Raw genomic sequence first — 26,359 nt, forward strand, 5'->3', positions numbered from 1 at the left:
TTCAATCAGCGGCTATGTTCGCCTTATCACGACCAAATCACCAGCCGAATGCTTTCAGATCAGTGGATTAGGCGACGAAACAGCGAAACTACCGCAGGTTATATATCGAACATAACGATCATATTTAGTCGATATTTACGCTTTTTTTCGATGTTTATCGAGAGGATCATCAGCGCCATCCACCTGATTACCGAGGACACGAGCATGCTGCAACTGCGCCCCTTCGACACCCTTGGCCACGCCAACCATGGCTGGCTGGATGCCCACCATCACTTCTCCTTTGCCGAATACCACGATCCGCGCCGCATGAACTGGGGCACGCTGCGGGTATGGAACGACGACCTGATCGCCGCCGGCAGCGGGTTCCCGCCGCACCCGCACCGCGACATGGAGATCATCACCTATGTGCGTGAAGGCGCGATCACCCACCAGGACAGCCTGGGCAACAAGGGCCGTACCGAAGCCGGTGACGTGCAGGTGATGAGCGCCGGTACCGGCATCACCCACAGCGAGTACAACGTGGAGGCCGTGGACACGCGGATCTTCCAGATCTGGATTGTGCCCCAGAGTGTGGGCCAGGCGCCGTCGTGGGGCGTGCGGCCGTTTCCCAAGGGCGAGCGCGGCGAAGGGTTCGTGACCCTGGCCAGCGGGCGCGAGGGGGATGAAGGCAGCCTGGGGATCCGCGCCGATGCGCGGCTGGTGGCGGCAACGCTGAAGGCCGGGGAAAGCGCCGAGTACCGCATCGATGCGGGTCGCCGGGCCTACCTGGTGCCGGCCAAGGGCGTGATCGAGGTCAATGGCCTGCGCGCCGAGGCCCGCGACGGGGTGGCGGTGGAGGATGAGCAGGTGCTCAGGGTGGTGGCGCTGCAAGACAGCGAGATTGTGCTGGTGGATGTGGCGTAGGTACCGACGTCATCGCGGGTCAAGCCCGCTCCCACAGGGTTTGCGAACGCCGCAAAACCTTGTGGGGAGCGGGCTTGACCCGCGATGCTTTTAGGCGATGGCCGCGTCCACCAGCTCCTGCGCCTCACCCACCAGGCGCTGCAGGTGCGCGTCGTCGACGAAGCTCTCCGCATAGATCTTGTAGATGTCTTCGGTGCCCGACGGCCGCGCCGCGAACCAGCCGTTGGCCGTCATCACCTTCAAGCCGCCAATCGCCTGGTCGTTGCCCGGCGCATGGCTGAGAATCTGCTCGATCGGCTCGCCTGCCAGCGTGGTCGACTTGACCTGCTGCGGCGACAGCTTGCCCAACTGGGCCTTCTGCTGCGGCGTGGCCTTGGCATCCACCCGGGTGGAGAACGGCCTGCCCAGCGCCTCGGCCAGCGCCTCGTATGCCTGGCTTGGGTCGCGCCCGGTACGGGCGGTCATCTCTGCCGCCAGCAGCGACGGGATCAGGCCGTCCTTGTCGGTGCTCCACACCGTGCCGTCCTTGCGCAGGAACGAGGCGCCGGCGCTCTCCTCCCCACCAAAGCCCAGCGAACCGTCGAACAGGCCATCGGCGAAATACTTGAAGCCCACCGGCACTTCGTACAGGCGACGCCCCAGGCGTGCCGCCACGCGGTCGATCATGCCGCTGCTGACCACGGTCTTGCCCACGGCCGCATCGGCGCGCCATTGCGGGCGGTTCTGGAACAGGTAGTCGATGGACACCGCCAGGTAGTTGTTCGGCGCCAGCAGGCCGCCTGACGGGGTGACGATGCCGTGGCGGTCATGGTCGGGGTCGCAGCCGAACGCCACGTCGAACCGATCGCGCAGGCCGATCAGGCCCTGCATGGCGTAAGGCGAGGACGGGTCCATGCGGATCTGGCCGTCCCAGTCCACGCACATGAAGCGGAAAGTGGGGTCGACCTCGGTGTTGACCACGTCCAGGTCGAGCTTGTAGTGCTCGGCAATCGCCGACCAGTAACGCACCCCGGCGCCGCCCAGCGGGTCGACACCCAGGCGCAGGCCCGCACCACGAATCACATCGAAATCAATCACATTGACCAGGTCGCTGACGTAACTGCCCAGGTAGTCGTGACGGTGCGTGGTGCTGGCCTTGAGGGCCTGTGCATGGCCCATGCGCTGCACGCCCTTGAGGCCGTCGGCCAGCAGTTCGTTGGCCCTGGCCTCGATCCACTTGGTCACGTCGCTGTCGGCCGGTCCGCCATTGGGCGGGTTGTACTTGAAGCCGCCACTTTGCGGCGGGTTGTGCGACGGGGTGATCACGATGCCGTCGGCCAGGCCACGGCTGCGGCCACGGTTGTAGCAGATGATGGCGTGGGAGATGGCCGGGGTCGGGGTGTACTCGTCATCCTTGGCCAGCATCACCTCGACGCCGTTGGCTGCCAGCACCTCCAGTGCGGTAGCCGCCGCCGGGGTCGACAGCGCATGGGTGTCGATGCCGATGAACAGCGGCCCGTCGATGCCCTGAGCCTTGCGGTACAGGCAGATGGCCTGACTGATGGCGAGCACGTGCGCTTCGTTGAAGCCCAGGTCCACGGAGCTGCCGCGGTGCCCCGACGTGCCAAAGGCAACGCGCTGGGTGGCGACGCCTGCATCGGGCTGGCCGGTGTAGTACGCGGTCAGCAGCTGGGGGATATCGACCAGCACGGAGGCTGGCGCCGGTTTACCCGCCAAGGGACTGAGCTTCATGCAAAACCTCAAGTAAAGATGTACAGGGTGATGAAAATACGCAGTTTACTGGCACTTCGACCACAACGCGACGGCGGCGATCCCGCCCGCCGCGACTATTTGTACTGCGGTGCCCACCAGCCGGGAAACATCCGCTGCACCCGGGGCTCGGCAAAACGGTCGTCGATCAGCATGACCACACCGCGATCTTCAGTGCCACGTATCACTCGCCCGGCCGCCTGGATCACCTTCTGCACGCCGGGGTACAGGTAGGTGTAGTCGAAGCCCGCGTCGAACAGAGCGCCCATGCGCAGCTTGAGCTGCTCGTTCACCGGGTTGACCTGGGGCAGCCCCAGGGTGGCAACGAAGGCGCCGATCAGCCGGGTGCCCGGCAGGTCGACCCCTTCGCCGAACGCCCCGCCCAGCACGGCGAAGCCCACGCCCTGCCCGTCTTCGACAAAGCGTTCGAGAAAGCCCTTGCGCTGCGCCTCGTCCATGCCGGGCGACTGCGACCATTGCACGATGTGCGGGTAGCGCTCGGCCAGCAGCCGCGCCACCTGCTGCTGGTAGTCGAAGCTGCTGAAGAACGCCAGGTAGTTGCCCGGCTGGAGGCGGTACTGCTCGGCGATCAGTTCCACGATCGGCGCCAGTGACGCCTGCCGGTGCTGGAAACGCGTCGACACGCTGCTGATCACGCGCACCTGCAACTGCTCGGCGGCAAACGGCGAGGCCACGTCCAGCCACGCGGTGTCGGCCGGCAGGCCGAGCAGGTCGGCGTAGTAATGGCGTGGGCTGAGGGTGGCGGAAAACAGCGTGACGCTGCGCGCAACGGCCATGCGCGGGCCGATCAGCGGCGCCGGCACCACGTTGCGCAGGCACAGGGTGGACAGGCTGCGCCGGCCCGGGCCGTCGCGCTTGCTGATGTCGAACACGAAATGCTCGTCGAACACCTCACACAGGCGCAGGAACTGCGAAGCCTGAAAGAAGAGCTGCAACAGCGGCCCTTCGACGCCGGCAGGCTGCTGGTTCATGCTGTCCTGCACATGGCTGACAAAACGCTGCAGCGCCTTGAGAAAGGCCTCGGGCAACTGGCCGGTGGCGCGGTAGGGAACGTCCTGGTCCTTGTGCACGGCGTTCCAGGCCCGGTCAAGGCGCTGCAAGGCATTGGCCATGCCTGCCGGGGGATCACGCCGCAGGGCCTTCAATTGCCATTGATCGAGGCTCACGCTGTACATCTGGCGTGCACGCTCCACCAGGTTGTGCGCCTCGTCCACCAGCACCGCCACCCGCCACTGGTCGAGCTGGGCCAGGCCGAACAGCAAGGCGCTCTGGTCGAAGTAGTAGTTGTAGTCGCCCACCAGCACATCCACCCAGCGCGCCATCTCCTGCCCCAGGTAGTACGGGCACACCTGGTGCGCCAGGGCTACCTCGCGCAGGCGGGCCTGGTCCAGCACCGGCTGCTGCGCGGCGGCCTGGCGGGCGGCGGGCAAGCGGTCGTAGAAACCCTTGGCCAACGGGCAGGCTTCGCCGTGGCAGGCGGTGCCGGGAAACTCGCAGGCCTTTTCCCGTGCCACCAGTTCCAGGCTACGCAAGGCCAGCTCGGGGCTGCTGTGCATGACCCGCTGCACGGCCTCCAGCGCCAGCGCCCGCCCCGGCGTCTTGGCGGTCAGGAACAGCACCTTGTCCAGTTGCTGCGGCACCATCGCCTTGAGCAACGGGAACAGTGTGCCCAGCGTCTTGCCGATGCCGGTGGTGGCCTGGGCCATCAGGCAGCGGCCGGTGCTTACCGCCTTGTACACGGTTTCGGCCAGCTCGCGCTGCCCGATACGAAAGCTGGCGTGGGGGAACGCGAGCGCCTGCAGGCCGCTGTTGCGCAAGGCCTGGCGTTGCATCTGCTGCTGGGCCCAGCGCAGGAACAGCGTGCACTGGGCGATGAAGAACTGCTCGAGTTCGGCGGCGGTATGGCGGGCCTCCACCAGGGTTTCTCGGTCGCTGTCCACGTCCAGGTACACCAGCGCCAGGTTCACCTCGGCCAGTTCTCGCTGCTGGCACAGCAGCCAGCCATACACCCTGGCCTGTGCCCAGTGCAGCTGGCGGTGGTTGTCGGGCTGGCTGGCCAGGTCGCCGCGGTAGGTCTTGATCTCTTCCAGGCGGTTGAGCGCCGGGTTGTAGCCGTCGGCACGCCCGCGTACCTGCAACTGCTCGAACTGCCCCGCCAACGCCACCTCCGACTCATAGCCCCGGCCCCGGCGCGTGACCACCGTGCGGTGGCCGGTGATGCCCTCCTGGGCCGAGGGCGATGGGGTGAAGCGCAGGTCCAGGTCACCGACCTTGGCGGTGAACTCGCACAGCGCACGCACCGCTACCTTGTAGCTCATGCTGCCGGCTGTGCCCACTGCACGTGGCACACCTCGACGGGCAGGCCGTGCTCGGTGCAGAAGGCGATCCAGCGCAGCTGGTTGTCCTGCAGGCGATCGCCCGGGCCCTTCACTTCGATCATGCGGTAGCGCCGTTGCCCGGGCCAGAACTGGATCAGGTCGGGCATGCCGGCGCGGTTGGCCTGGATATCCTCCAGCAGGCGCTCGAAGCAGCGCTTGAGGTGCGCCGCCGGCAGGCAGTCCAGGGCCTGCTGCAACAGCGTGGCATCCAGCAGTTCCCAGTACACGAAGGGTGATTGCAGGCCGTGCTTGGCCTGGTAGTTGGCCAGGATGGTGTGGCGGTAGCGCTCATCGTCCAGTTGCCCCAGGCAGGCGGCAAAATGCTCGGCGCGGCGCGCCTGGAAGCCGGCATCGTGCAGGTCCAGCGGGCCGCTCTGGAACGGGTGGAAGAACGCGCCGGGCACGGGCGCGAAGATGGCTTCCCAGCACAGCAGCCCGAACAGGCTGTTGAACAGGGTGTTCTCGACGTAGTGCACCGGCCCGTCTTCGGCCGCCAGGTGCACCTGCACCGCCTGCTCCACGCCAAGCGTCGACAGATCGACAGGCAGGCACAGGTCCAGCCGGCTGATCGCTGCCGGGGCGCGCCGACGCTGTGGCGGGCCGCCCAGCTTGCGCTGCAGGCGGGGCAAGATGCGCGCCAGCGCCTGGACCTCCAGCGCGTTGGCTGGTTTGGCGCCCACTACGCTGGCAAGCTCCAGGGCGGCGGCATGATCGGCGCTGCGCTCCAGCACGCGGATATGCCGGATGCGTGCCTGGGGGTGGTTGCTGCGGGGGTAGATGTTCAGGGCCTGGGCCCAGTCGCCGCTGCGCTCGCAATGCTGGCCAAGCTGGAACAGCAACCTGGCGCGGCGCCGCTCCAGCCACGGGTTGCTCGGCTGCAGGCCGTCCAGCAGTGCCAGCACCTGCTCGACCGGCTGCCCGGCCTCGAACTGCTCGGCACAAGTGTGCAGGGCCAGGCACAGGTCGATATCGGCGCGCTCGCGCAGCGCCCGGGAATCCTCGCCGAACGCGACCTGCTCGTAGCGCAGCAGGCCAAGGTCGGCGAGCACGAACTCCGACCAGTCCTGGTGCAGGTTGCCGAAAAACAGCAGGCGCAGACGATCGCACAGCGCCTGCAGGTGCAGCACGTACACCGGTTCGTCGAATTCGGGCCACCACTGACGCAGGGGCCTGGCCTCGGCATACAGCGCCGACAACTGTTCGAGCAGTTCGCCCTTGGCAGCCCGCGGGCGCTCCAGCACGTCGGCGAAACAGCGGGCGATTTCGTCCTTGCGCAGCAACTGGAACAGGTGGTCCAGGCCCAGGCTCGGCTGGTCGTCGAGCCAGCCCAGCGCCACCAGCGGCGCGGCGGCAGGCTCGATTGCGCCGATTTCCAGGTAGGTCAGCTTGCTGGCGCGAAACATCACCCCCTTGCGCATCACCATGCGTACCAGCAGGGCCTGGGAGGCCTGGCCCAGCGTCGCGAACTGTTGAATGAAGGCGTGTTCGTGTTCATCGAGCAGGTCGGCGTAGCGCAGTTGCACCCAGGCCAGTACCTGCTGAAAGTTGCACAGGTAATAGAACGGGTCGGCGACGGAATGGGCGATCACGGAGCGGGTAACCAGCAGAAGGAATCCACTGGTTATACATACAGACAGGCGGGCTTGGCAACCTCAGCGGATCAATGGCGCAACCGGCCCGGATCGCTGTCGCGGGCCCGCGCCAGCAGCGAACGTCCACCGGCGGCCGCTTCACTTTCGCGCTGGTAGAGCATCTGCAGCGTGCTCAGGGACAAGCCGCTGATCTCCTCCAGCCATTGCACCATGGGCTGTGGCGAGGGTGCGCCCTTGAGTGCCTTGTGCAGGTAGGGCAGCGCCGCCTGCATGCCGGGGTGCCGCGCCTGTACGAAGCGCTCCAGGTTGCGCCCGCGGTCGACGAAGGGCGCGAACAGCAGGCAGGCCAGCTGTTCTTCGTTGAGGTTGTAGCCCTGCAGGGCGAAGTTGTCCGCCAGGCGGCGGCGCTGGCCGTGGCGCTCGCGGTCTTGCCAGGTTTCCATGGCCAGTGCCTGCAGCGCCGCCGGCACCGGTTTGCGCCGCAGCTGGGCCTTGACCTGCTGCAGGTGCTCGGCAATGCCCAGCGCATAGTCCTGCCCCTGCACCCACTGCGCGCGCAGCCCGGCAAGGTGTGCCATCAGCAACGGGTTGGCACAGGCCGACTGGCTGAACCCCAGGGCCAGCTCGTCATAGCGAAACTTGAGAAATTCGAGCAGCAGCACGCTCTGCCCCTGCTGGCTGTCCTGCAGCAGGTCGGCGATGTCGATGAAGCGCGGGATACGGCGGGGGGCCGGGACCTGCCGAAGGGGCTCGGCTGGCAGACCCAGCACCTCGTTGAGGTAGATGCGGCGCAGTTGGCCAAGGCCCTGCAACAGGGCGCCGGGGTGTGAGTGGGCCGGCCTTGCACTGCTCAACCCGGCCTCGCGCATCATGCGGCGGCCCCACGCCAGGTAGCGTTTGCGCTCGGGCATCGGGTCGGCGTTGATCAATGCGTCCACCCCGCCCTCCCAGCCCATGCCCTGGCGGTACAGTTCGGCCAGCGCCAGGTAGAAGCGATTGCAGAACATCGGCCGCACCTGGCCGGCGGTCAGGTGCCCGGCAACCAGGGTGTCGAAGCGCTCGACCTGCTGCTGACGCGGCGACAGCGGCTTGAGTGCATCGAAGTGCTGGAGGCCGCCGTCGTCCAGCACCAGCAGCTCGACCCGCAGGTCGTCATGCAGCACCAGCGCCGAATAGCCACGCTCGATGTTCTCGATCACCGCCGTCGACATGCCCACATGGCGGGCGGTGACCACGCGCAGCTCGAAGGTGGCCGGCGCACGCGCCGCAATGCTCAACTGCGCGGCGCGCAGAAACGCCAGGGCGAAGGAGCTGTCCTTGCCGCCGCCATGGGCCAGCATCACCTTGAAGTCGCCTATGCGCTCGATCCCGCCGGCGGCCACCAGCATGCGCTGGATAAGCAATTGCAGCGACGCGCGCTGGCCCTGGGTAAGGCACTCGAGCAGTCGCTGCAAGACCTGCTGGTAAATGTGAGTCATGGCTTGATCGTGGAGGGTACTCATGGTGTATACCTGATTCGATAACGACTGCCGGCAGCCGGAAGTTACCCGATGCGGGTAACAGGACATCGTTGCGTAACAACGGCAAAGTGAATTAAAAAAAGAATGATGGTCTTAGGATGTTTCTTACAACTTCCTACGATTATTCCGACTCAGGTCGAAACAGCATCGCCCGATGACCACCCTTGCCCCGGACAGCGCCCCCCCGGCGCGTTGCGTGCGAGGGCCCCACCTCCATGAACAGTACAGCTGGCACACCATATCTCGCTCCTTGAGATGATTGATGGTTGGATGAACAGCGCCGCCTTAGGCACGACAGTGCCCGACGCCCATAGGAAACAGCAGCCCTTCCACGCGAAGATGTAATTTTACGGACACCGGAAAGTCTTTATTCCCACGCCCACAACATAACGCAAGCGCCGTACTTAGTCCGCACAAGTTAAATAGGAAACATCTGAAACTTTAATAAGAAATTTCCACAAAAAAGCCCGAGACTCGGCTCGGGCTTGGCGTGTCGCGCAGCCTGTCAGGCGTCAGGCAGCACCAGTACCACGCGGCCTCCACACGGGCACTCGTCCATGTGGCGGTGTGCGGCGACGACCTCGTCGAACGGGTAGGCCTTGATGATGTGTGGCAATACCTGGCGGTCGGCGGTGAACTGGTTGATATCGCGCAGTGCGCGCTGCAGCGCCACCTGGTCCTGGGTGATGCCCAGCTCCGGCTTGCCGGTGAAGTTGCTCACGCAGTGCACGAAGAACTGGATGTTCTTCTGGAACGCCGCACAGGCCGGGAACGGCGTCTGGTTTCCGCCCTGCAGGCCGTACAGCACCAGGCTGCCGCGTGGCGCCAGCACATCGCCCAGCAACGACATCTGCGGGCCGCCCAGGCCATCGAGCACCATGTCCACGCCACGGTTGTCGGTGTACTTGTTGATCTGCATGAGCAGGTCCTGCTCTTCGGTCACGATGACCTTCTCTGCCCCCAGCTTGAGCAGGTTGTCGCGCTCGGCGCTGTCCTTGGTTGCGGCGATCACCTTCAGGCCCAGGGCCTTGCCCAGTTGCACGAAGGCCGGCCCGGCGCAGTGGCTGGCGTCGGTGACCAGGGCGGTCTGCCCGGCCTTGGCCCGGGCCAGGTCGACATAGGCGAAATAGGCGATCAGCAGCGGCGTGTAGTGCACGCTGGCCTCGATCGGGCTGAGGATATCGGGGTAGCGGGTCAGTGCATTGCGCGGCAACACGATGACCTCGCCATACACCGGGTGCTCGTTGGGGCTGGTGGCCGGAAAGCTGGCGACCTTGTCGCCGATGGCCAGGTCGTCGACGCCGGCGCCGAGGGCGGTCACCACACCGGCCATTTCGTGGCCGATGCCGGCCGGCAGGCGCGCATGGGACGGCGCCAGGTTCTGCCGCCACAGCACGTCGTACCAGCTGATGCCGATAGCCTGCACCCGCACCTGTACTTCACCGGCAGCCGGTTGCGGCGTGGCCACGTCCTCGCACTTGAGCACCTCGGCCTGGCCGAATTTGTGAAAACGGATCATGCGGGACATCGCAAACCTCGCCTAGTGAACCTCTAATACCCGCAACTCTATCGGGGCTATAGCGGTTAGACCATCAGTGGCCATTAATAGTCAACATGCCTGTCATTGATTGGTGATAGCGCCTGCTGCGCAATTTATGCGGTGCAGGGTACCGTCTTTGCCCTTAAGATTCACCCCTGCCCCGACCAGACCTATGAAGCGAAGCCGATGAACCGTAACGACTTGCGTCGCGTCGACCTGAACCTGCTGATCGTGTTCGAGACCTTGATGCACGAGCGCAGCGTCACCCGCGCCGCGGAAAAACTGTTCCTCGGCCAGCCGGCCATCAGTGCGGCGCTGTCGCGCCTGCGCAGCCTGTTCGACGACCCGCTGTTCGTGCGTACCGGGCGCAGCATGGAGCCCTCGGCGCGGGCGGTGGAGATCTTCGCCCTGCTCTCCCCGGCGCTGGACTCCATCTCCACGGCGGTAAGCCGCGCTGCCGACTTCGACCCGGCCACCAGCACGGCGGTGTTTCGCATCGGCCTCTCCGACGACGCCGAGTTCGCCTTGCTGCCGCAACTGCTCAAACGTGTGCGCGCCGAGGCGCCGGGCATCGTGCTGGTGGTGCGCCGGGTCAACTACCTGCTGATGCCCTCGCTGCTGGCGTCGGGTGAAATCTCGGTGGGCGTGAGCTGGACCAGCGACCTGCCGGCCAACGCCAAGCGCAAGGTGCTGCGCCGCAGCAGGCCCAAGGTGCTGCGTGCCGACAGCAAGCCGGGCAGCCTCAGCCTGGATGAATTCTGCGCACGCCCGCATGCCCTGGTGTCGTTTGCCGGCGACCTGAGCGGGTTCATGGACGAGATCCTCGAGAAGCTGGGGCGCAAGCGCCATGTGGTGCTGGCCGTGCCGCAGTTCAACGGCCTGGGCAGCCTGCTGACCGGCACCGACATCCTCGCTACGGTGCCGGACTACACCGCCGAGCAGCTGACCGCCGCCGGCGGCCTGCGCGCCGAAGACCCGCCGCTGGAGGTGCAGAGCTTCGAGCTGCATATGGCGTGGCGCGGGTCGCAGGACAATGATCCGGGGGAGCGGTGGTTGCGGTCGCGGATTCAGATGTTCTTCGGCGACCCTGATAGTCTTTAGGGGCTTCGCACATGCTTGTTAGCTGGTCATTTCTACTTTTTCCGAGCCTCAAAGAGCCATTTACTTCCAGCTAATTGCTACATTTTGGGCATATTTGAGGGCATGCTTTGGATGGTTTGAAAAGGATGCCCCCAGTCTGGCGGCAAGCAGGCTATTGATGAGGGTGAATGGACTGAAGGGATATGAGCCCCCGCCCCTACCCGCATCAATGGCCGAGTCGTTGTGAGCGCGCCATCCACCACGCTGAACAAATGCGTGCAAATGTAAAAAATTATGATGGCATAATGCCTCTTCAATCGGCAAAATCCACACGCCCCCAAAGGATTTGAAGGACCGGTTCCGATGACATGGCCAGTCACGCTGAAACTCGACAGCGCAGCCTACCCGCTCAACGTGGTACAACGCACCGCTTATTCCCTTGCCGATACTTTCACGATCCAGGTCGGCATTGAAGCCAATCAGATAAGCCTCACGGTCCACCCCGCTAAAGCAAGGTTAATGCTTTCCCCGGAGCAGGCCCACTCGCAGATCCTTCAGCATCTGAACGACTTCGCCCTACGCGACCATATCAACCGCGAAACAGCAGGGTTGCACGAAGTCTTGGCCCGAGCCGCGCTCGCTGGATGTGGGATTTCCCAGTGACACTGATTGCGACGGACGCCAAGCATTATCGCTTGCTGCCTTTTCGTTTCATGCGCATGAACACGGGACATGACCGTGACATCCTGCTCACCTCCGATACCGGTGAGTACATGCACGTGAACGACGCGCAATTACGAGCCCTCAGTTACTTCGACGTTCAAGCAAGTACGCCTTTTTACAAGGACCTTCTGGCCCGCCACTTCATCTACGAACCAGGCTGCCACGACCCGTTCCCGGAAATGGCAGCGCAGTATCGCAGCCGCAAGGACTTCCTCTTCCAGGGCCCTGCACTGCACTTGTTCGTGGTTACATTGCGCTGTAACCACACCTGTCAGTACTGCCAGGTGTCGCGGGCCCCTCTGGGAGGATCCGGACACGACCTGTCGGAAGCGGATGCGCAGGCGGCGGTCGATCGCCTGTTCGAATCGAACGCTCCCGCACTGACTGTGGAGTTTCAGGGTGGCGAGCCGCTTCTGGCCTTCGAGCGCGTCCGCCAGATTGTCGAATGGGTCGTTGAACGGAACGTGGTCGAACAGCGGGATATCCAATTCGTCATTACAACCACGCTGCACCACCTGACGGAGCAAATACTCGACTTCGCAGAACAACATCGCATCCAGTTTTCGACCTCGCTCGATGGGCCGGCGCCCTTGCACAATGCCAACCGCCCTACTCCTTCACGAGACTCCTACGAACGTACTGTAAAAGGCATCCAGTGGGTCCGTGAGCGCCTTGGCCAAGATGCAGTTTCCGCGCTGACCACGCTGACTTCCAGAAGCCTCGAACAGCCTGAAGCGATCATCGATGAGTATGTTAGCCAGGGTTTCTCCAGCATTTCGCTTCGGCCTCTTAGCCCTTATGGCTTTGCCACCAAGAGTGCCCATCGACTTGATTACCCTATTGAGCGATATCTGGTCTTCTACAAGAAGGCACTGGCCTATTTGCTGAATATCAATCAACAGGGCATATACCTTTGCGAAAGTTATACGAGCCTGTTGCTGAAAAATATCCTGACACCCTTTTCCTCCGGCTACGTAGACCTGCGTTCCCCTGCTGGCGCTGGCACTGCGGCGCTGGTTTACAACTATGACGGTTACGTCTATCCCTCGGACGAAGCCCGAATGCTGCTGGAGATGGGTGAAGAAGGCTTGAGGCTCGGCACCGTGCAGCAACCCTTGTCTGAATTACTCACATCGCCCGTCATGAATGCGTTGCTCGCCAGTGGTGTTGCAGAGGCGCTGCCGGGCTGCTCCGATTGCGCACTTGTCCCGTACTGTGGCGCTGACCCCATCGAACACTATGCCCGCCAAGCTGACCCGATCGGACACCGAGTGTTCAGCAGCTTCTGCAAGAAGAACATGGGGCTGCTGAAGCATCTTTTCGGCCTGCTTCGCGATGGCGACGACAACGTGCAGAGGGTGCTGCTGTCTTGGTTGAACAGGCGCTCTTACAGTGATGTCCGGTTCCCGGGGTACAAGGGCTGAAGGCGATGCTGCGAAAAGATACCCACTTCGAAATCCATAACCTGAATGAGCCGAAACTGCTCAAGGTCATCACTCTGGATGAGTTCATCGAACAAGGCCTGGCTGTTTGTGCCGGAAGTGCTGAGTTCGGTGACCTGCTGCTTTGGCTGCCAAACGAAGAACGGCTACGGAGCCCGCATCTGCTCTCGTTACCAGTGGGTGGATTCCTGATCCCGGAGCCATTGATCGGCGACTTCGACAGCGCGCGGCCACACCTGCACACCCCTAAAGATGCGGATGTCGTGCAGCCCGGCGATGTCATTGCCATCACACCAGGCAACGCGATGGTGCGAGTGCTCTATCGACGAGGCTCAGACAGCAACCTGCTGTTCATGACCGATCGTTGCAACAGCCTCTGCCTGATGTGCTCGCAGCCGCCCAAAGATATCGATGACCGTTGGCACATCGAAGAGAACCTACGGCTGATCGACCTGATGGACCCGGGCGAGGAAAATCTGGGAATCAGCGGCGGAGAACCAACGCTTTATCGCGACGGCCTGCTCGAAATCCTGGCCAAGTGCAAAGCCGTCTTGCCGCAGAAATCCATTCATGTGCTCAGCAACGGGCGTCTGTTCCACGACACGAACTGGATCGCAGCGCTCTCTGCAATCGGCCACCCTCAGTTGAGCTGGGGCATCCCGCTGTATGCCGACAATGCCGAAGACCATGACCATGTAGTGCAGGCTCCAGGCGCGTTCAGCGAAACCTTGCAAGGTCTTTACAATCTGGCGCGCGCCAACCAGATCATCGAGGTACGCGTGGTGCTCAACCGCCTGACCACGCCACGCTTGCCAGAACTCGCCCACTACGTGTTCAGGAACCTGCCCTTCGTGCGGCACGTTGCACTGATGGGTATCGAAAGTACCGGCCTGGCCAGGAAGAACTACGAAGAACTGTGGATTGACCCGCTGGACTATCAGGAATCATTGAGCCAGGCCGTGTATTTCCTGTTCAACCGCGGAGTGCCGGTTTCGATCTACAACTTGCCCCTGTGCCTGATCCCGGCACACCTCTCGCGTTTCGCCCGCCAGAGCATCTCGGACTGGAAGAACCTGTTCATCGATACCTGCCAGCAATGCGCTGCGGTGAAACATTGCTCTGGCTTCTTCAAATCGCACACCGACCGCTGGCAGAGCCGCGGCATACAACTACTATCGACCGAGGCCTTTAGCGCCTATGCAAGGAGTGCACAGTGAAATTGCTCGACCGCTGGAAAGTCCTGATCAGTGGGATCAGTTTGATGCCAATGGCAGGTACCACCCTGGCACAGGCAGGCCATCTGTCGCTCGCCGATGCGAACTGGCAACCCAACGACAAGCTACAGCCCCCAGTATTTGCCGATACGCTCAATGCGCCAGACACCGTCAACATTTATGCGGCACATCGCTCGCACAGTTCACACCGGTCCCACAGCTCGCACAGTTCTCACTACAGCGGCTCGGGTGGCTATAGCGCACCTCGCTACTACAGCCCACCCGCTACCAGCACCCGAAGCTACAGCGCGCCGAGTGCTTCGAGCGGCACGTCCAGCAGCAACAGCCTTTATCAGTCGACTGGCACTACCAGCGGGACGAGTTCGAGCACTTCAAAGAGCCGCGCGACCAATGAGCAGAAAAGCAACCTGGTAACCCGTGTGCAGACCGCGCTGATGGTGCGTCAGTATTACCAAGGCGCCATTGATGGGGTGATGGGCAAGGCGACACGTGGTGCGCTGATGGCCTTTCAGATGGACAGTGGGCTGACCGTGAATGGTCGGATGGATACGCCATCGCTGAATGCGTTGGGTATCAAGATTCCATAAGTCGCCTCAGGGCTAAAGCTAGCGTCCATTCAGCAACGAAGGAGTTATCCAATGCAGCACATCATTCAAGTCGACAACACTCTCTGGGCATTGATCAGCCGCCTACAAGGCAAGGAACTGCAAACACCGTCGCGTCGCGCCCGTTTCCGGATCACGACCGTTGATGCAAATCGTGTTGTGATTGAGACCGGATCGGAAGACTCGCAGTTGGCGCTGACTCGAGCAGCTTTTCAGCAAACGCTGGACTACCTCGCCGGTAACAATCATTTCGGCCAAGCACACGCTGTGCAAATCGGCTCCAATCACAACTACGAAGAAGCTGGCCCACTCTGCCGGGCGGCTCGTTATAGAGCAGAAGGCCAGCCGGGCCCTACCAACATCACCTACATTCTGCCGATTCTGGAGCAGTGCCAGGCAGTCGGCATCCGGTCAACCACCCCAAACAGCACTTGGCTGCTGCCCTGAACCGCTGCTGATATCTTTACAAGGACGCCAACATGTACGCCAAAATGGACACCTTCCGCCCCGGCAGTGCCGCTTCGTTCGATCAACCCTGCAAGGTTACGATCGACATCGAGTTTATCACCGTCTCCTATGACGACGCGGGGCAGACCTGGCAATACCGAGGCCAGGCAAAAGGCCCGGGGCATTACGAACTGCAAGCAGAAGGCTTCGACGGTAGAGCAACGCTGCACCGCTTCGAAGGCTCGAATGTGCTGGAAGGCACTTGGGTCGAAGACGGCGTACGCGGGATGTGGCGAATTGTCTGCCAGCCGATTGATTCGCCATTCGTGCCAACTAAATAAGCTGAACGCGTGGTGGCTTGAAGGGCCGCCACGGGGTCATCTGCCTGAGCTGGCAGAACAAGAGGTACTTAATCGCCCCGGACTCTCTAGACACTTTGCAAACTCATTTAAATTTTTCTGCCTGCCTAGAGCCTTGTCAAAAATGTTCTGTGCCCCCCCTGACAGCCTGCAACAGCCCCCTGCCGGCCTGCCACATCACGACAAGCCACAGACGGACCGCCAGTACCAGCTGGCAACCGAGCGACAGGATGCAGCCCCTCAAAGCTGCCGATGCAGTGAATCATCGACGCAACAGCACGCCATCAGCCCCCCCAATCAACCAGCACTCACCACATGCTTCAACTCCTGAAACGCTGCCAGCCCCCAGGGGCCGAGCTCGCGCCCGATGCTGCTCTGCTTGTACCCACCCCAGGCGGTCTGCGGGAAGATCACCTGAGGCGCATTGATCCAGACCATGCCGGCCTGCAAGGCATCCGCTACCCGGTTGGCCGCAACTCGGTCGCGGCCGACCACCGTGGCCACCAGGCCAAAATCACCCTGGTTGGCCAGCGCAATGGCCTCGGCTTCGGTGCCGAAACGGCGGATGCAGATCACCGGGCCGAAGATCTCCTCGTTCCACAAGCTGCTGTCCAGCGCCACGTCGGTGAACACCGTCGGCGCAACGTAGAACCCCTGCGCCAAGCCCTGCGGGCGCCCACCACCGCACTCGAGCCGGGCGCCGGAAGCCAGCCCGCGCGCGATGTGCGCCAGCACACGCTCGTACTGGGCACGGTTGACCAGCGCACCCATCTGCACCCCGTCGACAAAGGGGTCGCCAACGGTGATCGCCTGGGCGCGGGCCCTGACCTTTGCCACGAAGGCGTCCGCCAGGTGCTCGGCGACCAGCACCCGGCTGGTGGCCGAGCACATCTGGCCGGCGTTGTAGAAGCCGCCGCCACAGGTCAGCTCGACCGCCAGTTCCAGGTCGGCGTCCTCCAGCACGATCAACGCAGACTTGCCGCCCAGCTCCAGGCTGACACCCTTCACTGTCTCTGCCGCGCGCTGCATTACCTGAACCCCCACCGCGTTGCTGCCGGTGAAAGAGATCTTGGCCACCTGCGGGTGCGCCGACAAGGGTGCGCCCACGGCCAGGCCGGTACCACACACGATGTTCAACACGCCCGCCGGCAGGCCCGCCTCGAGAATGATCCGCGCCAGTGCAAGCTCCGGCAACGGCGTGACCTCCGATGGCTTGAGCACCACCGTGCACCCCGCCGCCAGGGCCGGCGCCAGTTTCCAGGCCGTGGTGACCATGGGGAAGTTCCACGGCACGATCAGCGCAACCACGCCACACGGCTCGCGGCGCAAGCGCGCGGCATAGTCGCTGGCAGGTAGCTCCACGCCACGGTCCTGTGCAGCGTCAAGGCCCTGGGCCAGGTCGGCGTAATAGTCAAAGGTGGCTATCACGTCGTCCACGTCCAGCCCCGCTTCGGCCAATGGCTTGCCGTTGTTGCGCGATTGCAGCGTCATCAGGGCTTGGCGGTTCTGCTGTATGCCCCGGGCAATGCGGCGCAACACCTGGGCACGCAACGCGCCAGTGCTGGTTGACCACTGCGCAAACGCTGCAGCGGCGCTTTGCACGGCAAGCTCGACGGTTTGAGCATTGCCCCCGCCTACCGTGGCGATCAACGCCTCGGTGGAGGGGTTGATGACCTCGAGCGGCGGGCCGTCGGCGAGCCATTGCTCGCCGATCAGCACGCCGGCGAGCACTTCGGATGAACATTCAGGAGGGAGCATCGTCATTCCTTCGCAAGCGGCTCAGAGGCCGGCCTGCAGCTTCTCGATGAACTGGCGGATCCGCTGGCAGGCGTCCAGCAGGTCCTTGTCGGCGACGGTGAACGACACCCGCACGAAGCCCGCGCAACTGGCGCCAAAGGCCTGGGCATCGAGTACCGAGACGCCGGTCTCGCGGAACAGCGCCCAGGCAAAGTCGACACCCGACAGGCCCGTGGCACGAATGTCCAGCAGCATGAACATGCCCGCCTCGGGCACCTTGCCCTTGATCAGCGGCACCCCGTCCAGCTCCCGGGCGATCAGGTCACGGCGGCGGGTGTAGAGTTCGCGGGCCGAGGCGACGATCTCATCGTCCAGCTCGATGGCCTTGAGCGCGGCTTCCTGAACAAAGCCCGGCAGACCGTAGAGCATGCACAGCAGCAGGTTGTCCAGGTGCTGGACAAGGCTCGTGGGCGCCACCACCCAGCCGACCCGCCAGCCGGTCATCGCGTGGGATTTGGACAGGCTGTTGAGCACCACCGTGCGCTCGGCCATGCCCTCCAGGCTGGCGATGCTGATGTGCGGCGCGTCGTAGGTCAGCTGGCAGTAGACCTCGTCCGAGATCACCCACAGGTCGTGACGCCGGGCCACCTGCGCCACCGCCTCCAGCTCCTCGCGGGTGTAGACGTTGCCGGTGGGGTTGTTCGGCGTGGCCAGGGCGATGCCACGGGTGTTGGGGGTCAGTGCGGCTTCAAGCGCCTGGGCCGTGAGGCGAAAATCCTTCTCGGCAGGCTGCTCGATGCACACCAGCCGCGCACCGGATGCCTGCACGCTGGCAGCGTAGGTCAGGTACATCGGCTCGGGCACCAGCACGTCATCGCCGCTTTCGAACAGGCACATGGCTGCGGCGTACAGGCCGTTCTGCGCACCGGCCACCAGCGCGACGTTCTCGGCGGCCACCGGTATGCCCAGCAGCTTGCGCTGCTTGGCCGCGATGGCTTCGCGCAGCTTTTCCCGGCCCACTACCGGGGTGTAGTGGGTATCGCCGGCCTTCAGGGCCTGGATCGCGGCCTCGCAGATCGCATCGTCCGTCGCGAAATCGGGGTCGCCGATGCTGAGGATGATCGCGTTCTCGCCCCGCTCCTGCGCCTGGCAGGCAGCATAGTGAATGTCCCATGCGGCTACGCTCTCGCCGCTGATGCGTTGAACCAGAGATGAATACTTCATTTGAATTCCTTGTGGCGTACAGACCGACGCCAATACGTTAGCCACTAGACTCGACGCTGCGAGGTGGTGCCCATCAACTTGAAGCTCTTTTCGATGATCAGGGCCAGGACGATGTAGGTGATCGCCACCAACAGCAGCGGCTCATAGACCCGCAGGGTCTGCGAACGCACGATGTTGGCGGCGCCGAGCAGGTCGGTAACCGCGACGGTGGAGGCCAGCGCCGTGGATTTGAGCAGCATCACGCTCTCCCCCGCCAGGGTCGGCCTGACCATCTGCAATGCCCGCGGCAACCAGACCCTGCGCAGGATCTGCCCGCGGCGCATGCCATAGGCGCGTGCCGCTTCAAGCTCGCCCCTGGGTACGGCGCGCAGGCCACTGCGCAGCACTTCGCCCACATACGCCCCCACGCTCAAGGTCAGTGCAAGGGCCACATACCAGAACCCTTCGCGCAGGTAGGGCCACAACACCCCGCCCCTGATCAGCGGGTAGCTGGCCAGCACGCTGCCGACGCCGTAATACAGGATGTAGATCTGCACCAGCAGCGGCGTGCCGCGAATCACGCTGCTGACAAACCGGCAGGCGTTGGCCAGCACGACGCTGTTGGACAGGCGCCCCAGGGCCATCGCGATGGCCAGTACAAACCCGAAGCCTGCCGAGATGAGCAGCAACTGCACGGTCAGGCCGGCACCGCGCAGCAGTTCACTGGAAAAATCATTCAGCCAAGTCAAATCCATGATCGTCCCCTTATACGTTCCTGGGCATCCAGCGTTCGAAGCCGGCCTCGAACTTGCGGAACACCATGCTGGAAACCAGGGTGATGACGTAATAGAACGCCGCGACCACCAGGTAGAACAGCAGGTAGTGCTTGGTGCTGGCCGCCGCCTGACGCCCGGCGGTCAGCAGTTCGCTGTAGCCCACCACGCTGATCAGCGCACTTTCCTTGACCAGCACCAGCCACAGGTTCGACAGGCCCGCGATGGCGAACGGCAACATGCACGGCAGGATGATCCGGCTCAACAGCTTTGCGCGCGACATGCCGTAGGCCCTGCCGGCCTCCACCAGCCCCGCAGGAATGGCCTCGACGGCGCCGCGAATCACCTCACCCGAGTAGGCGCCCTGGACAATCCCCAGCACCACGACCGCAGCCAGAAAACCGTTGATCTCGACACTGGGCCGGCCCATCGCGGCCATCGCCAGGTTCAGCAGGTCGGTGCCTGCGTAGTACAGCAGCAGGATCAGCAGCAGTTCCGGCACGGCGCGGTACAGCGTGGTGTAGCAGTTGGCACAGGCGACCATCCAGCGTGGCCCCCTGAGCTTGATCAACGCGACGAGCAGGCCGATGCACAGGCCCAGCGCGAAGGCCCCCAGGGAGATACCCAGGGTTTTCACCGCGCCCTGAGCCAGGGTTTGAATCCAGCCCTCGGCGAACAGCAGATTGGACATTTCAGAAATGGTCATACAGGCACCCGATCACCCGCGCAGGTTTCAACCGCCTCATTGGGCGGCTGTGACACTGGATTTGAAGTAGCGCGCACCGATGGCGTCGTAGGTGCCGTCTTCACGCACGGCCTTGAGCGCCTGGTTCAGCTTCTCGCGCAGGGCATCGTCGCCCTTGCGCACCGCCGCGCCGATGCCCTTGCCGAACAGCGGGTCGGCCGGCGCGACGCCCTTGCCGGCCAGCATCGCGTTGTCGGGCAGTGCCAGCATCGGCTCCACCGAGATCTTGTCGGCCAGCATGATGTCGATGCGGCCGCTGCGCAGGTCGGCCAGCAGGTCGTCCTGGTCGTTGTAGTAGCGGATGGTCGAGCCTTTGCCGAAGTACTCCTTGACGTAGGCCGAATGGCTGGTCGAGCCCTGCACGCCGATGATCTTGCCCTTGAGCCCTTCCGGGGTGGGCGTCAGTTCCAGGGCGGCATCCCCGACCCACAGTGCGGGCGTCTCGATGTACGGGTCGCTGAAGTCCACCACCTGCTCACGTTCGGGGGTGATGGACATCGAGTTCATGATGACGTCCACCTGCTTGGAGCGCAGCGCCGGAATCAGGCCGTCCCAGGCCATTCCCTTGAGCGAGCACTCGGCCTGCATGCGCTTGCACACTTCGCTGATCAGGTCAGGCTCGAAACCGCTCCACGCACCATTGCTGTTTCTGAAGGAAAACGGCGGGTAGGGTTCCTGGGAAATCGCGAACACCACCTTGTCCTGGGCGTGAGCGACATTGATCGCCCCGGCCAGCAGGAGCGAGTGCACGACAGCAACGAGTGTCTTTTTCATTTAACAGTCCTTATGCAGCTATTGTTTGGTTTTTGGCAGCGGACAATGCAGGGGCACGCCCCCGCGGATGAATAGTGTTGTTATGAGCGATTGTTCTGCGCCATCACGAACTGGCGGCACCGCTCGCTGTGCGGGTCAAGCATCACCTGTTGCGGTGGGCCCTGCTCTTCGATCTGGCCCTGGTGCAGGTACACGACCTGGGTGGAGACATCCCGCGCGAACGCCATCTCATGGGTCACCAGGATCATCGTGCGGCCCTCCTGCGCGATGTCGCGGATCACCTTCAACACGTCGCCCACCAGCTCCGGGTCCAGCGCCGAGGTAGGTTCGTCGAACAACATCACCTTGGGGCGTACCGCCAGTGCCCGCGCGATGGCGACCCGTTGCTGCTGGCCACCGGACAGAAACGAGGGGTAGTCGTGGCGCTTGTGGGCCAGCCCGACCTTCTCCAGCAACTGCTCGGCATGCGCGATCGCGTCCTGGCGCTTCTCACCCAGTACATGCACCGGGGCCTCGATCACGTTCTCCAGCACGGTGCGATGCGGCCACAGGTTGAAGTTCTGGAACACCATGCTCAGGGTCGCACGCAGCCGCTCGACCTGGCGCAGGTCGGCGATCTCGCGCACCCCGCCACGCCCCTGCCTGAACCTGACTTCCTCGTCGTTCACGCGCAGGCTGCCGGCGTTGGGAATCTCCAGCAGGTTGATGCAGCGCAGCAAGGTGCTCTTGCCCGAGCCGCTGGAACCGATCAGGGACACCACGTCCCCTTCATGGGCACGCAGGGAGATCCCTTTGAGGACGTGATGGTCGCCGTAGCTCTTGTGCAGGTCATCGATGGCGACGACGGGGGTCGACTGCATGCTTGGCAGCCCTTTTTCGTGGATCATGCTTCGATGTCCCATTGTTGTTGATCAACCCGACCGGACAGCCCCGTCAGGCAGGCAGAAAGTCCGAGGCGTTCAGTTCGATGACATGCGGCTCGCCGCTCTCCAGGCCTTGCAGCAGATCGCGCAACCCGTCCAGGCTGCCGGCGGTGTGGTACTGCACATGACAGGAGCGTGCGAAGGCCGCGAAGTCCGGCGTGAGGATGTCCACGCCCAGGGGCGCAATGTCGCGCGCCGTCATGTAGTCGCGAATTTCGCCGTAGCACTGGTTGTTCCACAGCACCAGGATGACCCCGATGCCGTGCTCGCGCGCCGCGATCAGTTCGGCGCTCGAGAACTGCAAACCACCATCGCCCACCAGCGCCACCACGGCACGTTCAGGCAGGGCAACCTTGGCACCGATGGCCGCCGGCAGGCCGTAGCCCAGCGTTCCGTACCCGGTACCGGCGTTGAACCAGGTGCACGGGGCCGGTGCGCGATAGCCCAGCGCGCCCTGGTACACCGGCTGCGTCGAATCGCCAACCAGGATCGGCGCCGGCAGGCTGTCGCGCAGCGTATCCAGCAGCGCCTGCATGGCCTGCTGCCTGCCGGTCCAGCTGCCGCGCTCGGCGGCATTGACCCGCTGCACGTTCAACGCGGCCCAGTCACTGTCTGCGGCCGCCCCGGGCAGCGCTGCGATCAGGGCCTGCAGCCCCAGCCGTGCGTCGCCAAGCAGCCCGACGGCTGCGCGTTGCACGCCCAGGATCTGCATCGGGTCGATGTCCAGGCGAATCACCGGCACCTGCAGGGCCAGTGGCCCGAGGCCGAAGAAGTCGTAGTCGGTTTCGCCCAGCTCGGTACCCACCGCCAGCACCACATCGGCCTGGGCAAAGAGTGCACGGCCATGGGCGGACGATTGCACGCCATCGAGCAGCAGCGGGTGCGCAGGCGGCAGGATGCCGCGTGCATTGGTGGTCAGCGCAACGGGAGCCTGGAGGCGCTCGGCCAGTGCCCGCAGTGCATCACTGGCACCGCGCGCGCCGCCGCCGGCGAGAATCAGCGGCCGGCGTGCCGCGCCCAGCAAGGCGGCGGCCTGCTGTACGGCCGCCTCGGCAGGCGCGCTGGCCAGCGGCAATGCGCGAGGGCTCAGGTCCAGGCCATCGGCCGGCATTTCCAGCACATCCAGCGGGATCTCGATATGAACCGGGCGCGGCCGGGCGCAACCGAACAGCGCGAAGGCCCGGGCAATCACCTCCGGCAGTTCCTGCGGGCGCTGCAGGGTATGGCTGAAGGCGCACACGCCGGCCACCATCGCGCGCTGGTCAGGCAGTTCGTGCAGGTAACCGTGCCCCAGCCGCTGGTGCTCGCGACGGCTGGTGGTGGAAATCACCAGCATCGGCACCGAGTCGGCGTAGGCCTGGCCCATGGCGGTCAGAATGTTGGTCATGCCGGGGCCTGTGATGATGAAGCACACCCCCGGCTTGCCACTGGCTCGGGCATAGCCGTCCGCCATGAACCCTGCGCCCTGCTCGTGGCGAGGGCTGACATGGCGAAGCCGGCTACCGTGCAATCCGCGATACAACTCAACAGTGTGCACGCCCGGAATACCGAACACGGTGTCCACACCATAACCTTCAAGCAGTTTGACGAGCGCCTGAGCACAACTAGTCATTGGGTCTTCTCCTGTTATTTTTACCAGACCGCCGAGGCATTTTTCAGTAGATGCTGGGCAACCACAATCGAATTAAATTTGGCTGATTGTTGATATCTGCTCACCACTCCTGCCCCCTCCGCACAGGCCAGAAGGCCACTACCACCCATATTGCTGAACCTGCCGGAGGCCGTCGCCAATTCAGCTTCACCCATGATGTGAATAAAGCTTGTCATTTGTGTGGATAACGCACGCCTGGAAGCCGGCTTCGAGCGCCTCGGGGGCCAGGGTGCCGCGCTTGCCGATGCACACGAGCCGGGTGTGGGGCGTTTCATCGCCCCAGGCGCGGTCGGGCAGGATCTCGCAGCGGCTGCCGACCAGGTGCATGATGAACCGCTTGCCCGGCACTTCGGCGATGTGCAGCGTGCCCTTGGCCCGATAGATCGACGCCGGCAGCTGCGCCAGCGTCGCGCGCAGCGTGTCGAGCGCCATCGGTCTGTCGCTGGCGAAACTCCAGGACTCGAACACGCTGGCGTGATCTGCCACGTGCCCGCCCAGGCTCGGCGCTGAGGCCGCCTTGGCCGGCGTGAACGACGCCAGCGGGTTGCCGCGCCCCACGCCCAGCACCAGCTCCAGCGGTACATCGCCATACTGGCATTCGAGCATTCGCGCCCGGGGGTACAGCCAGCGGCTCTTGAGCGCCTCGATCTGGCTGCGTTCGACCCGGTCCACCTTGTTCAGCACGATGATGTCCGCCACGTCCAGCTGGTCCATGGCCAACTGCGCCATCTCGCCCTCGAGCTGCCCGAACTGCTCGGTGTCCACCACCGTGATGATGCTGTCGATCGACAGCGCATCGCGAAACTGCGGGTACTTCAGCGTGCGGGCGATCTTGCCCGGGCTCGACACCCCGCTCGCCTCGATCAGAATGTACTCCGGGCGGTTCTGCCGGTCGCCGAGCAGGCGCCCCAGTTGCTCGATCAGGTCGCTTTCAACCGTGCAGCAGATGCAGCCGTTGGCCAGGCTGAGGGTGGTCTGGGTCTGGCTGACGATCAGCTCGCTGTCGATGTTGATCGCGCCAAAGTCATTGACCATCACCGCCATGCGCAAGCCATGATCGCTGCCCAGGATCTTGTTGAGCAGGGTGGTCTTGCCGGAGCCGAGAAACCCCGACACCAGCGTCACCGGAATGGGAGACTGCTTGTTCATCAAAACGGCCCGCCTCAGAAGTTGGGGAGTTCACGGCGCCAGGTGGCCGCGTGGGTGCCGGCATCGAACTCGCCGTTGCGGTCCCAGGTGATTTCACCTTCGAGCACGGTGATCTGCACCTGGGTGTTGTGAATGTTGCCCTTGGGCTCCACCTCGAACAGGTTGCGATCGAGCACGATCAGGTCGGCGGACTTGCCCGTCTCGATGGAGCCGGCCTTGTCCTCGATACCCATGCACCACGCCCCGTTGATGGTCATCACGCGCATGGCCTGCTCCAGGCTGATGGGCGAGCCGTAGAAACTGCCCTGCTCCTCGCCGAACGGGTTCTGCCGGGTGACCATCGCCTCGAAGCCGATCCAGGGGTTGATGCTGGACACCGGCCAGTCGGTGCCCATCACCGCGACGCCGCCATGCTCGAACACGCCCTTGAAGTTGTAGGCGCGCTGCATGCGGTCCTCACCGAACACGGCGCGGGCGTTGGCGAACGATGAAGGGAACCAGCCCACCGGGGAGAACTCGGCGGTGACGTTGAGCGCGGCAAAACGCGGCAGGTTGGCATCCAGCAAGGTGGTGCTGTGGGCGCACTGGTGGCGCACGCCGTCGGGCCCGTTCTTGGCCCGCGCCATGGCCACGGCATCGAGGAACAGGTCGGAGGCGCCGTCACCGGTGCAATGGGCGATGACCCGGATACCCCGGCGGTCCATGTCCACCACCATGTCGGTGATGTGCTCGGGGGTCAGGTTGAGGTGGCCGCGCCAGCGCTCCTCGCCCGGCCATGCGCTGGACAGGTACGACGAGCGCGATTCGTGGGTGCCGTCGAAGTGGAACTTGACCGCATTGGCGTTGAGCCGTGCGCTGCGATAGAAGTGACGCTCACCCGCCAGCAGCTCCCAGCGACGCTTGACCGGGAAGATGTCGTCCTGCCAGCTGATCGCGGCCTCCACGCGCACCGACAGCTCGCCCGCCTGGTCGATGGCCTTGAGCGCATTGAGACGGTGCTCGCACACGTGCACATACTTGGTGCCCACCACCCCATGACCGCTCTGGAACCACACCCCTTCGCGATAGGCACGCTTCAGGGCGTGTTGCGGCGTGGGCGGCATGGCGGCGTGCATCAGTGCATAGGCACCGTCCACCAGGATGCCGGTCGGCTCGCCGGTGACGCTGTCGCGCTCGATGTAGCCGTGGCGCGGGTCGATGGTGTCGGCGTCGATCCCGGCGATCTCGAGCGCTCTGGAGTTGACCATCATGCAGCCCCAGGAGCGATCCAGGATCGCCACCGGGCGGTCCGGCAGCACGCTGTCCAGCCATTGGCGCGACGGCACCAGCCCGGCCTGCTTGAAGGTGTAGCGCACGAAGTACTGCCCATACACCCAGCCGTCGCCCGGGTGCTCGGCCGCATAGTCGAGAATGGCCTGGCGCACCTGCTCCGGGGTCGGATCGCTGACGCCGACTTCGAGGTAGCCGGAGTACCCGGGCGCAAGCTTGAGGTCCGGGTGGGTGTGCATGTCGTAGATACCCGGCATCACGAAACGGCCGTCCAGGTCCACCACCTGGGTGCGCGGGCCGACGAACGCCTTCGCCTCGTCGTTGCTGCCCACCGCGACGAAGCTGCCATTGCGAATGGCCACGGCTTCGGCCCAGGGGGCAGACTCATCGACCGTATAGATGCGGCCATTCAGAAACACCAGGTCGGCGGCGCCTTGGGGGCCGGGCACATGGCTGGAGCGGTAATCGGTCATCGCACTCATCGCAGGGAACACCTTTGCATGGCACCGTCGCGCGGTACCAGTCCAAGAAAACCAGGTTG

22 protein-coding genes are annotated in these 26,359 nt (G+C 64.0%); 8 read left to right on the forward strand and 14 right to left on the reverse strand.

The window, feature by feature from the left end:
* The first annotated feature begins 204 nt into the window (after positions 1-204).
* Positions 205-903 (forward strand): pirin family protein, encoded by a 699-nt coding sequence (locus CR917_RS14635; RefSeq protein ID WP_104573176.1) that lies wholly within the window; start codon positions 205-207, stop codon positions 901-903.
* A 90-nt stretch (positions 904-993) separates the two neighbouring features.
* Here the strand turns inward: CR917_RS14635 and pgm are convergent, their stop codons facing one another.
* The 5 genes from pgm to CR917_RS14660 form a co-directional block, all read right to left on the reverse strand.
* A complete protein-coding gene (gene pgm, locus CR917_RS14640; RefSeq protein WP_054914389.1) occupies positions 994-2,634 on the reverse strand; it encodes a phosphoglucomutase (alpha-D-glucose-1,6-bisphosphate-dependent) in 1,641 nt (546 codons plus the stop codon).
* Positions 2,635-2,729: 95 nt separating this feature from the next.
* Entirely contained in the window at positions 2,730-4,991 is a 2,262-nt protein-coding gene (locus CR917_RS14645; protein WP_104572539.1) for an ATP-dependent DNA helicase, read from the reverse strand.
* Entirely contained in the window at positions 4,988-6,640 is a 1,653-nt protein-coding gene (locus tag CR917_RS14650) for a VRR-NUC domain-containing protein (protein ID WP_104572540.1), read from the reverse strand. Before CR917_RS14650 ends, CR917_RS14645 begins: the two co-directional genes overlap by 4 nt.
* A 71-nt stretch (positions 6,641-6,711) precedes the next feature.
* Positions 6,712-8,121, reverse strand: a complete 1,410-nt coding sequence (locus CR917_RS14655; RefSeq protein WP_104572541.1) for a hypothetical protein — start codon at positions 8,119-8,121, stop codon at positions 6,712-6,714.
* 547 nt (positions 8,122-8,668) lie between these two features.
* On the reverse strand, positions 8,669-9,691 hold the full coding sequence (locus CR917_RS14660; RefSeq protein WP_043863985.1) for a zinc-dependent alcohol dehydrogenase family protein: 1,023 nt from the start codon (positions 9,689-9,691) through the stop codon (positions 8,669-8,671).
* Between the two features lie 198 nt (positions 9,692-9,889).
* On the opposite strand from CR917_RS14660, the gene CR917_RS14665 reads away from it, so the two are divergent.
* From CR917_RS14665 to CR917_RS14695, 7 genes are all read left to right on the forward strand, one after another.
* A complete protein-coding gene (locus tag CR917_RS14665) occupies positions 9,890-10,804 on the forward strand; it encodes a LysR family transcriptional regulator (RefSeq protein WP_043863986.1) in 915 nt (304 codons plus the stop codon).
* Positions 10,805-11,146: 342 nt separating this feature from the next.
* Complete coding sequence (gene hxsD / locus CR917_RS14670; RefSeq protein ID WP_104572542.1) at positions 11,147-11,446, forward strand: His-Xaa-Ser system protein HxsD; 300 nt, start codon at positions 11,147-11,149, stop codon at positions 11,444-11,446.
* Positions 11,443-12,930 carry a His-Xaa-Ser system radical SAM maturase HxsB gene (hxsB, locus tag CR917_RS14675; protein ID WP_054914384.1) on the forward strand — a complete coding sequence of 496 codons (1,488 nt, stop codon included), beginning with the start codon at positions 11,443-11,445 and terminating at the stop codon, positions 12,928-12,930. Before hxsD ends, hxsB begins: the two co-directional genes overlap by 4 nt.
* Positions 12,931-12,935: 5 nt before the next feature.
* Positions 12,936-14,165 (forward strand): His-Xaa-Ser system radical SAM maturase HxsC, encoded by a 1,230-nt coding sequence (hxsC, locus tag CR917_RS14680; protein WP_054914383.1) that lies wholly within the window; start codon positions 12,936-12,938, stop codon positions 14,163-14,165.
* Positions 14,162-14,770, forward strand: a complete 609-nt coding sequence (gene hxsA, locus CR917_RS14685) for a His-Xaa-Ser repeat protein HxsA (protein WP_104572543.1) — start codon at positions 14,162-14,164, stop codon at positions 14,768-14,770. Before hxsC ends, hxsA begins: the two co-directional genes overlap by 4 nt.
* A gap of 51 nt (positions 14,771-14,821) precedes the next feature.
* A complete protein-coding gene (locus CR917_RS14690) occupies positions 14,822-15,235 on the forward strand; it encodes a hypothetical protein (RefSeq protein ID WP_054914381.1) in 414 nt (137 codons plus the stop codon).
* 32 nt (positions 15,236-15,267) lie between these two features.
* Positions 15,268-15,576 carry a hypothetical protein gene (locus CR917_RS14695; protein ID WP_054914380.1) on the forward strand — a complete coding sequence of 103 codons (309 nt, stop codon included), beginning with the start codon at positions 15,268-15,270 and terminating at the stop codon, positions 15,574-15,576.
* A 315-nt stretch (positions 15,577-15,891) separates the two neighbouring features.
* Here the strand turns inward: CR917_RS14695 and CR917_RS14700 are convergent, their stop codons facing one another.
* The 9 genes from CR917_RS14700 to CR917_RS14740 all read right to left on the reverse strand — a co-directional run bounded on the left by CR917_RS14700 (position 15,892) and on the right by CR917_RS14740 (position 26,300).
* Entirely contained in the window at positions 15,892-17,352 is a 1,461-nt protein-coding gene (locus CR917_RS14700; protein WP_104572544.1) for an aldehyde dehydrogenase family protein, read from the reverse strand.
* 21 nt (positions 17,353-17,373) lie between these two features.
* Positions 17,374-18,555: a pyridoxal phosphate-dependent aminotransferase gene (locus CR917_RS14705; protein ID WP_043864003.1), complete on the reverse strand. Its 1,182-nt coding sequence runs from the start codon at positions 18,553-18,555 to the stop codon at positions 17,374-17,376.
* A gap of 44 nt (positions 18,556-18,599) precedes the next feature.
* Positions 18,600-19,289: an ABC transporter permease gene (locus tag CR917_RS14710; protein ID WP_043864004.1), complete on the reverse strand. Its 690-nt coding sequence runs from the start codon at positions 19,287-19,289 to the stop codon at positions 18,600-18,602.
* Positions 19,290-19,299: 10 nt separating this feature from the next.
* Complete coding sequence (locus CR917_RS14715; RefSeq protein ID WP_043864005.1) at positions 19,300-20,013, reverse strand: ABC transporter permease; 714 nt, start codon at positions 20,011-20,013, stop codon at positions 19,300-19,302.
* A gap of 36 nt (positions 20,014-20,049) precedes the next feature.
* Positions 20,050-20,826, reverse strand: a complete 777-nt coding sequence (locus tag CR917_RS14720; protein WP_104572545.1) for a transporter substrate-binding domain-containing protein — start codon at positions 20,824-20,826, stop codon at positions 20,050-20,052.
* Between the two features lie 80 nt (positions 20,827-20,906).
* Complete coding sequence (locus tag CR917_RS14725; protein ID WP_043864096.1) at positions 20,907-21,686, reverse strand: ABC transporter ATP-binding protein; 780 nt, start codon at positions 21,684-21,686, stop codon at positions 20,907-20,909.
* Positions 21,687-21,759: 73 nt separating this feature from the next.
* On the reverse strand, positions 21,760-23,361 hold the full coding sequence (locus CR917_RS14730) for a 5-guanidino-2-oxopentanoate decarboxylase (RefSeq protein WP_104572546.1): 1,602 nt from the start codon (positions 23,359-23,361) through the stop codon (positions 21,760-21,762).
* A 186-nt stretch (positions 23,362-23,547) separates the two neighbouring features.
* Positions 23,548-24,549 carry a GTP-binding protein gene (locus CR917_RS14735; RefSeq protein ID WP_104572547.1) on the reverse strand — a complete coding sequence of 334 codons (1,002 nt, stop codon included), beginning with the start codon at positions 24,547-24,549 and terminating at the stop codon, positions 23,548-23,550.
* 14 nt (positions 24,550-24,563) lie between these two features.
* Entirely contained in the window at positions 24,564-26,300 is a 1,737-nt protein-coding gene (locus tag CR917_RS14740; protein ID WP_043864009.1) for an amidohydrolase, read from the reverse strand.
* Positions 26,301-26,359 lie beyond the last annotated feature (59 nt).

Origin of the sequence: Pseudomonas sp. BRM28, from assembly GCF_002939405.1 — a bacterium.
GTDB lineage: Bacteria > Pseudomonadota > Gammaproteobacteria > Pseudomonadales > Pseudomonadaceae > Aquipseudomonas > Aquipseudomonas palmensis.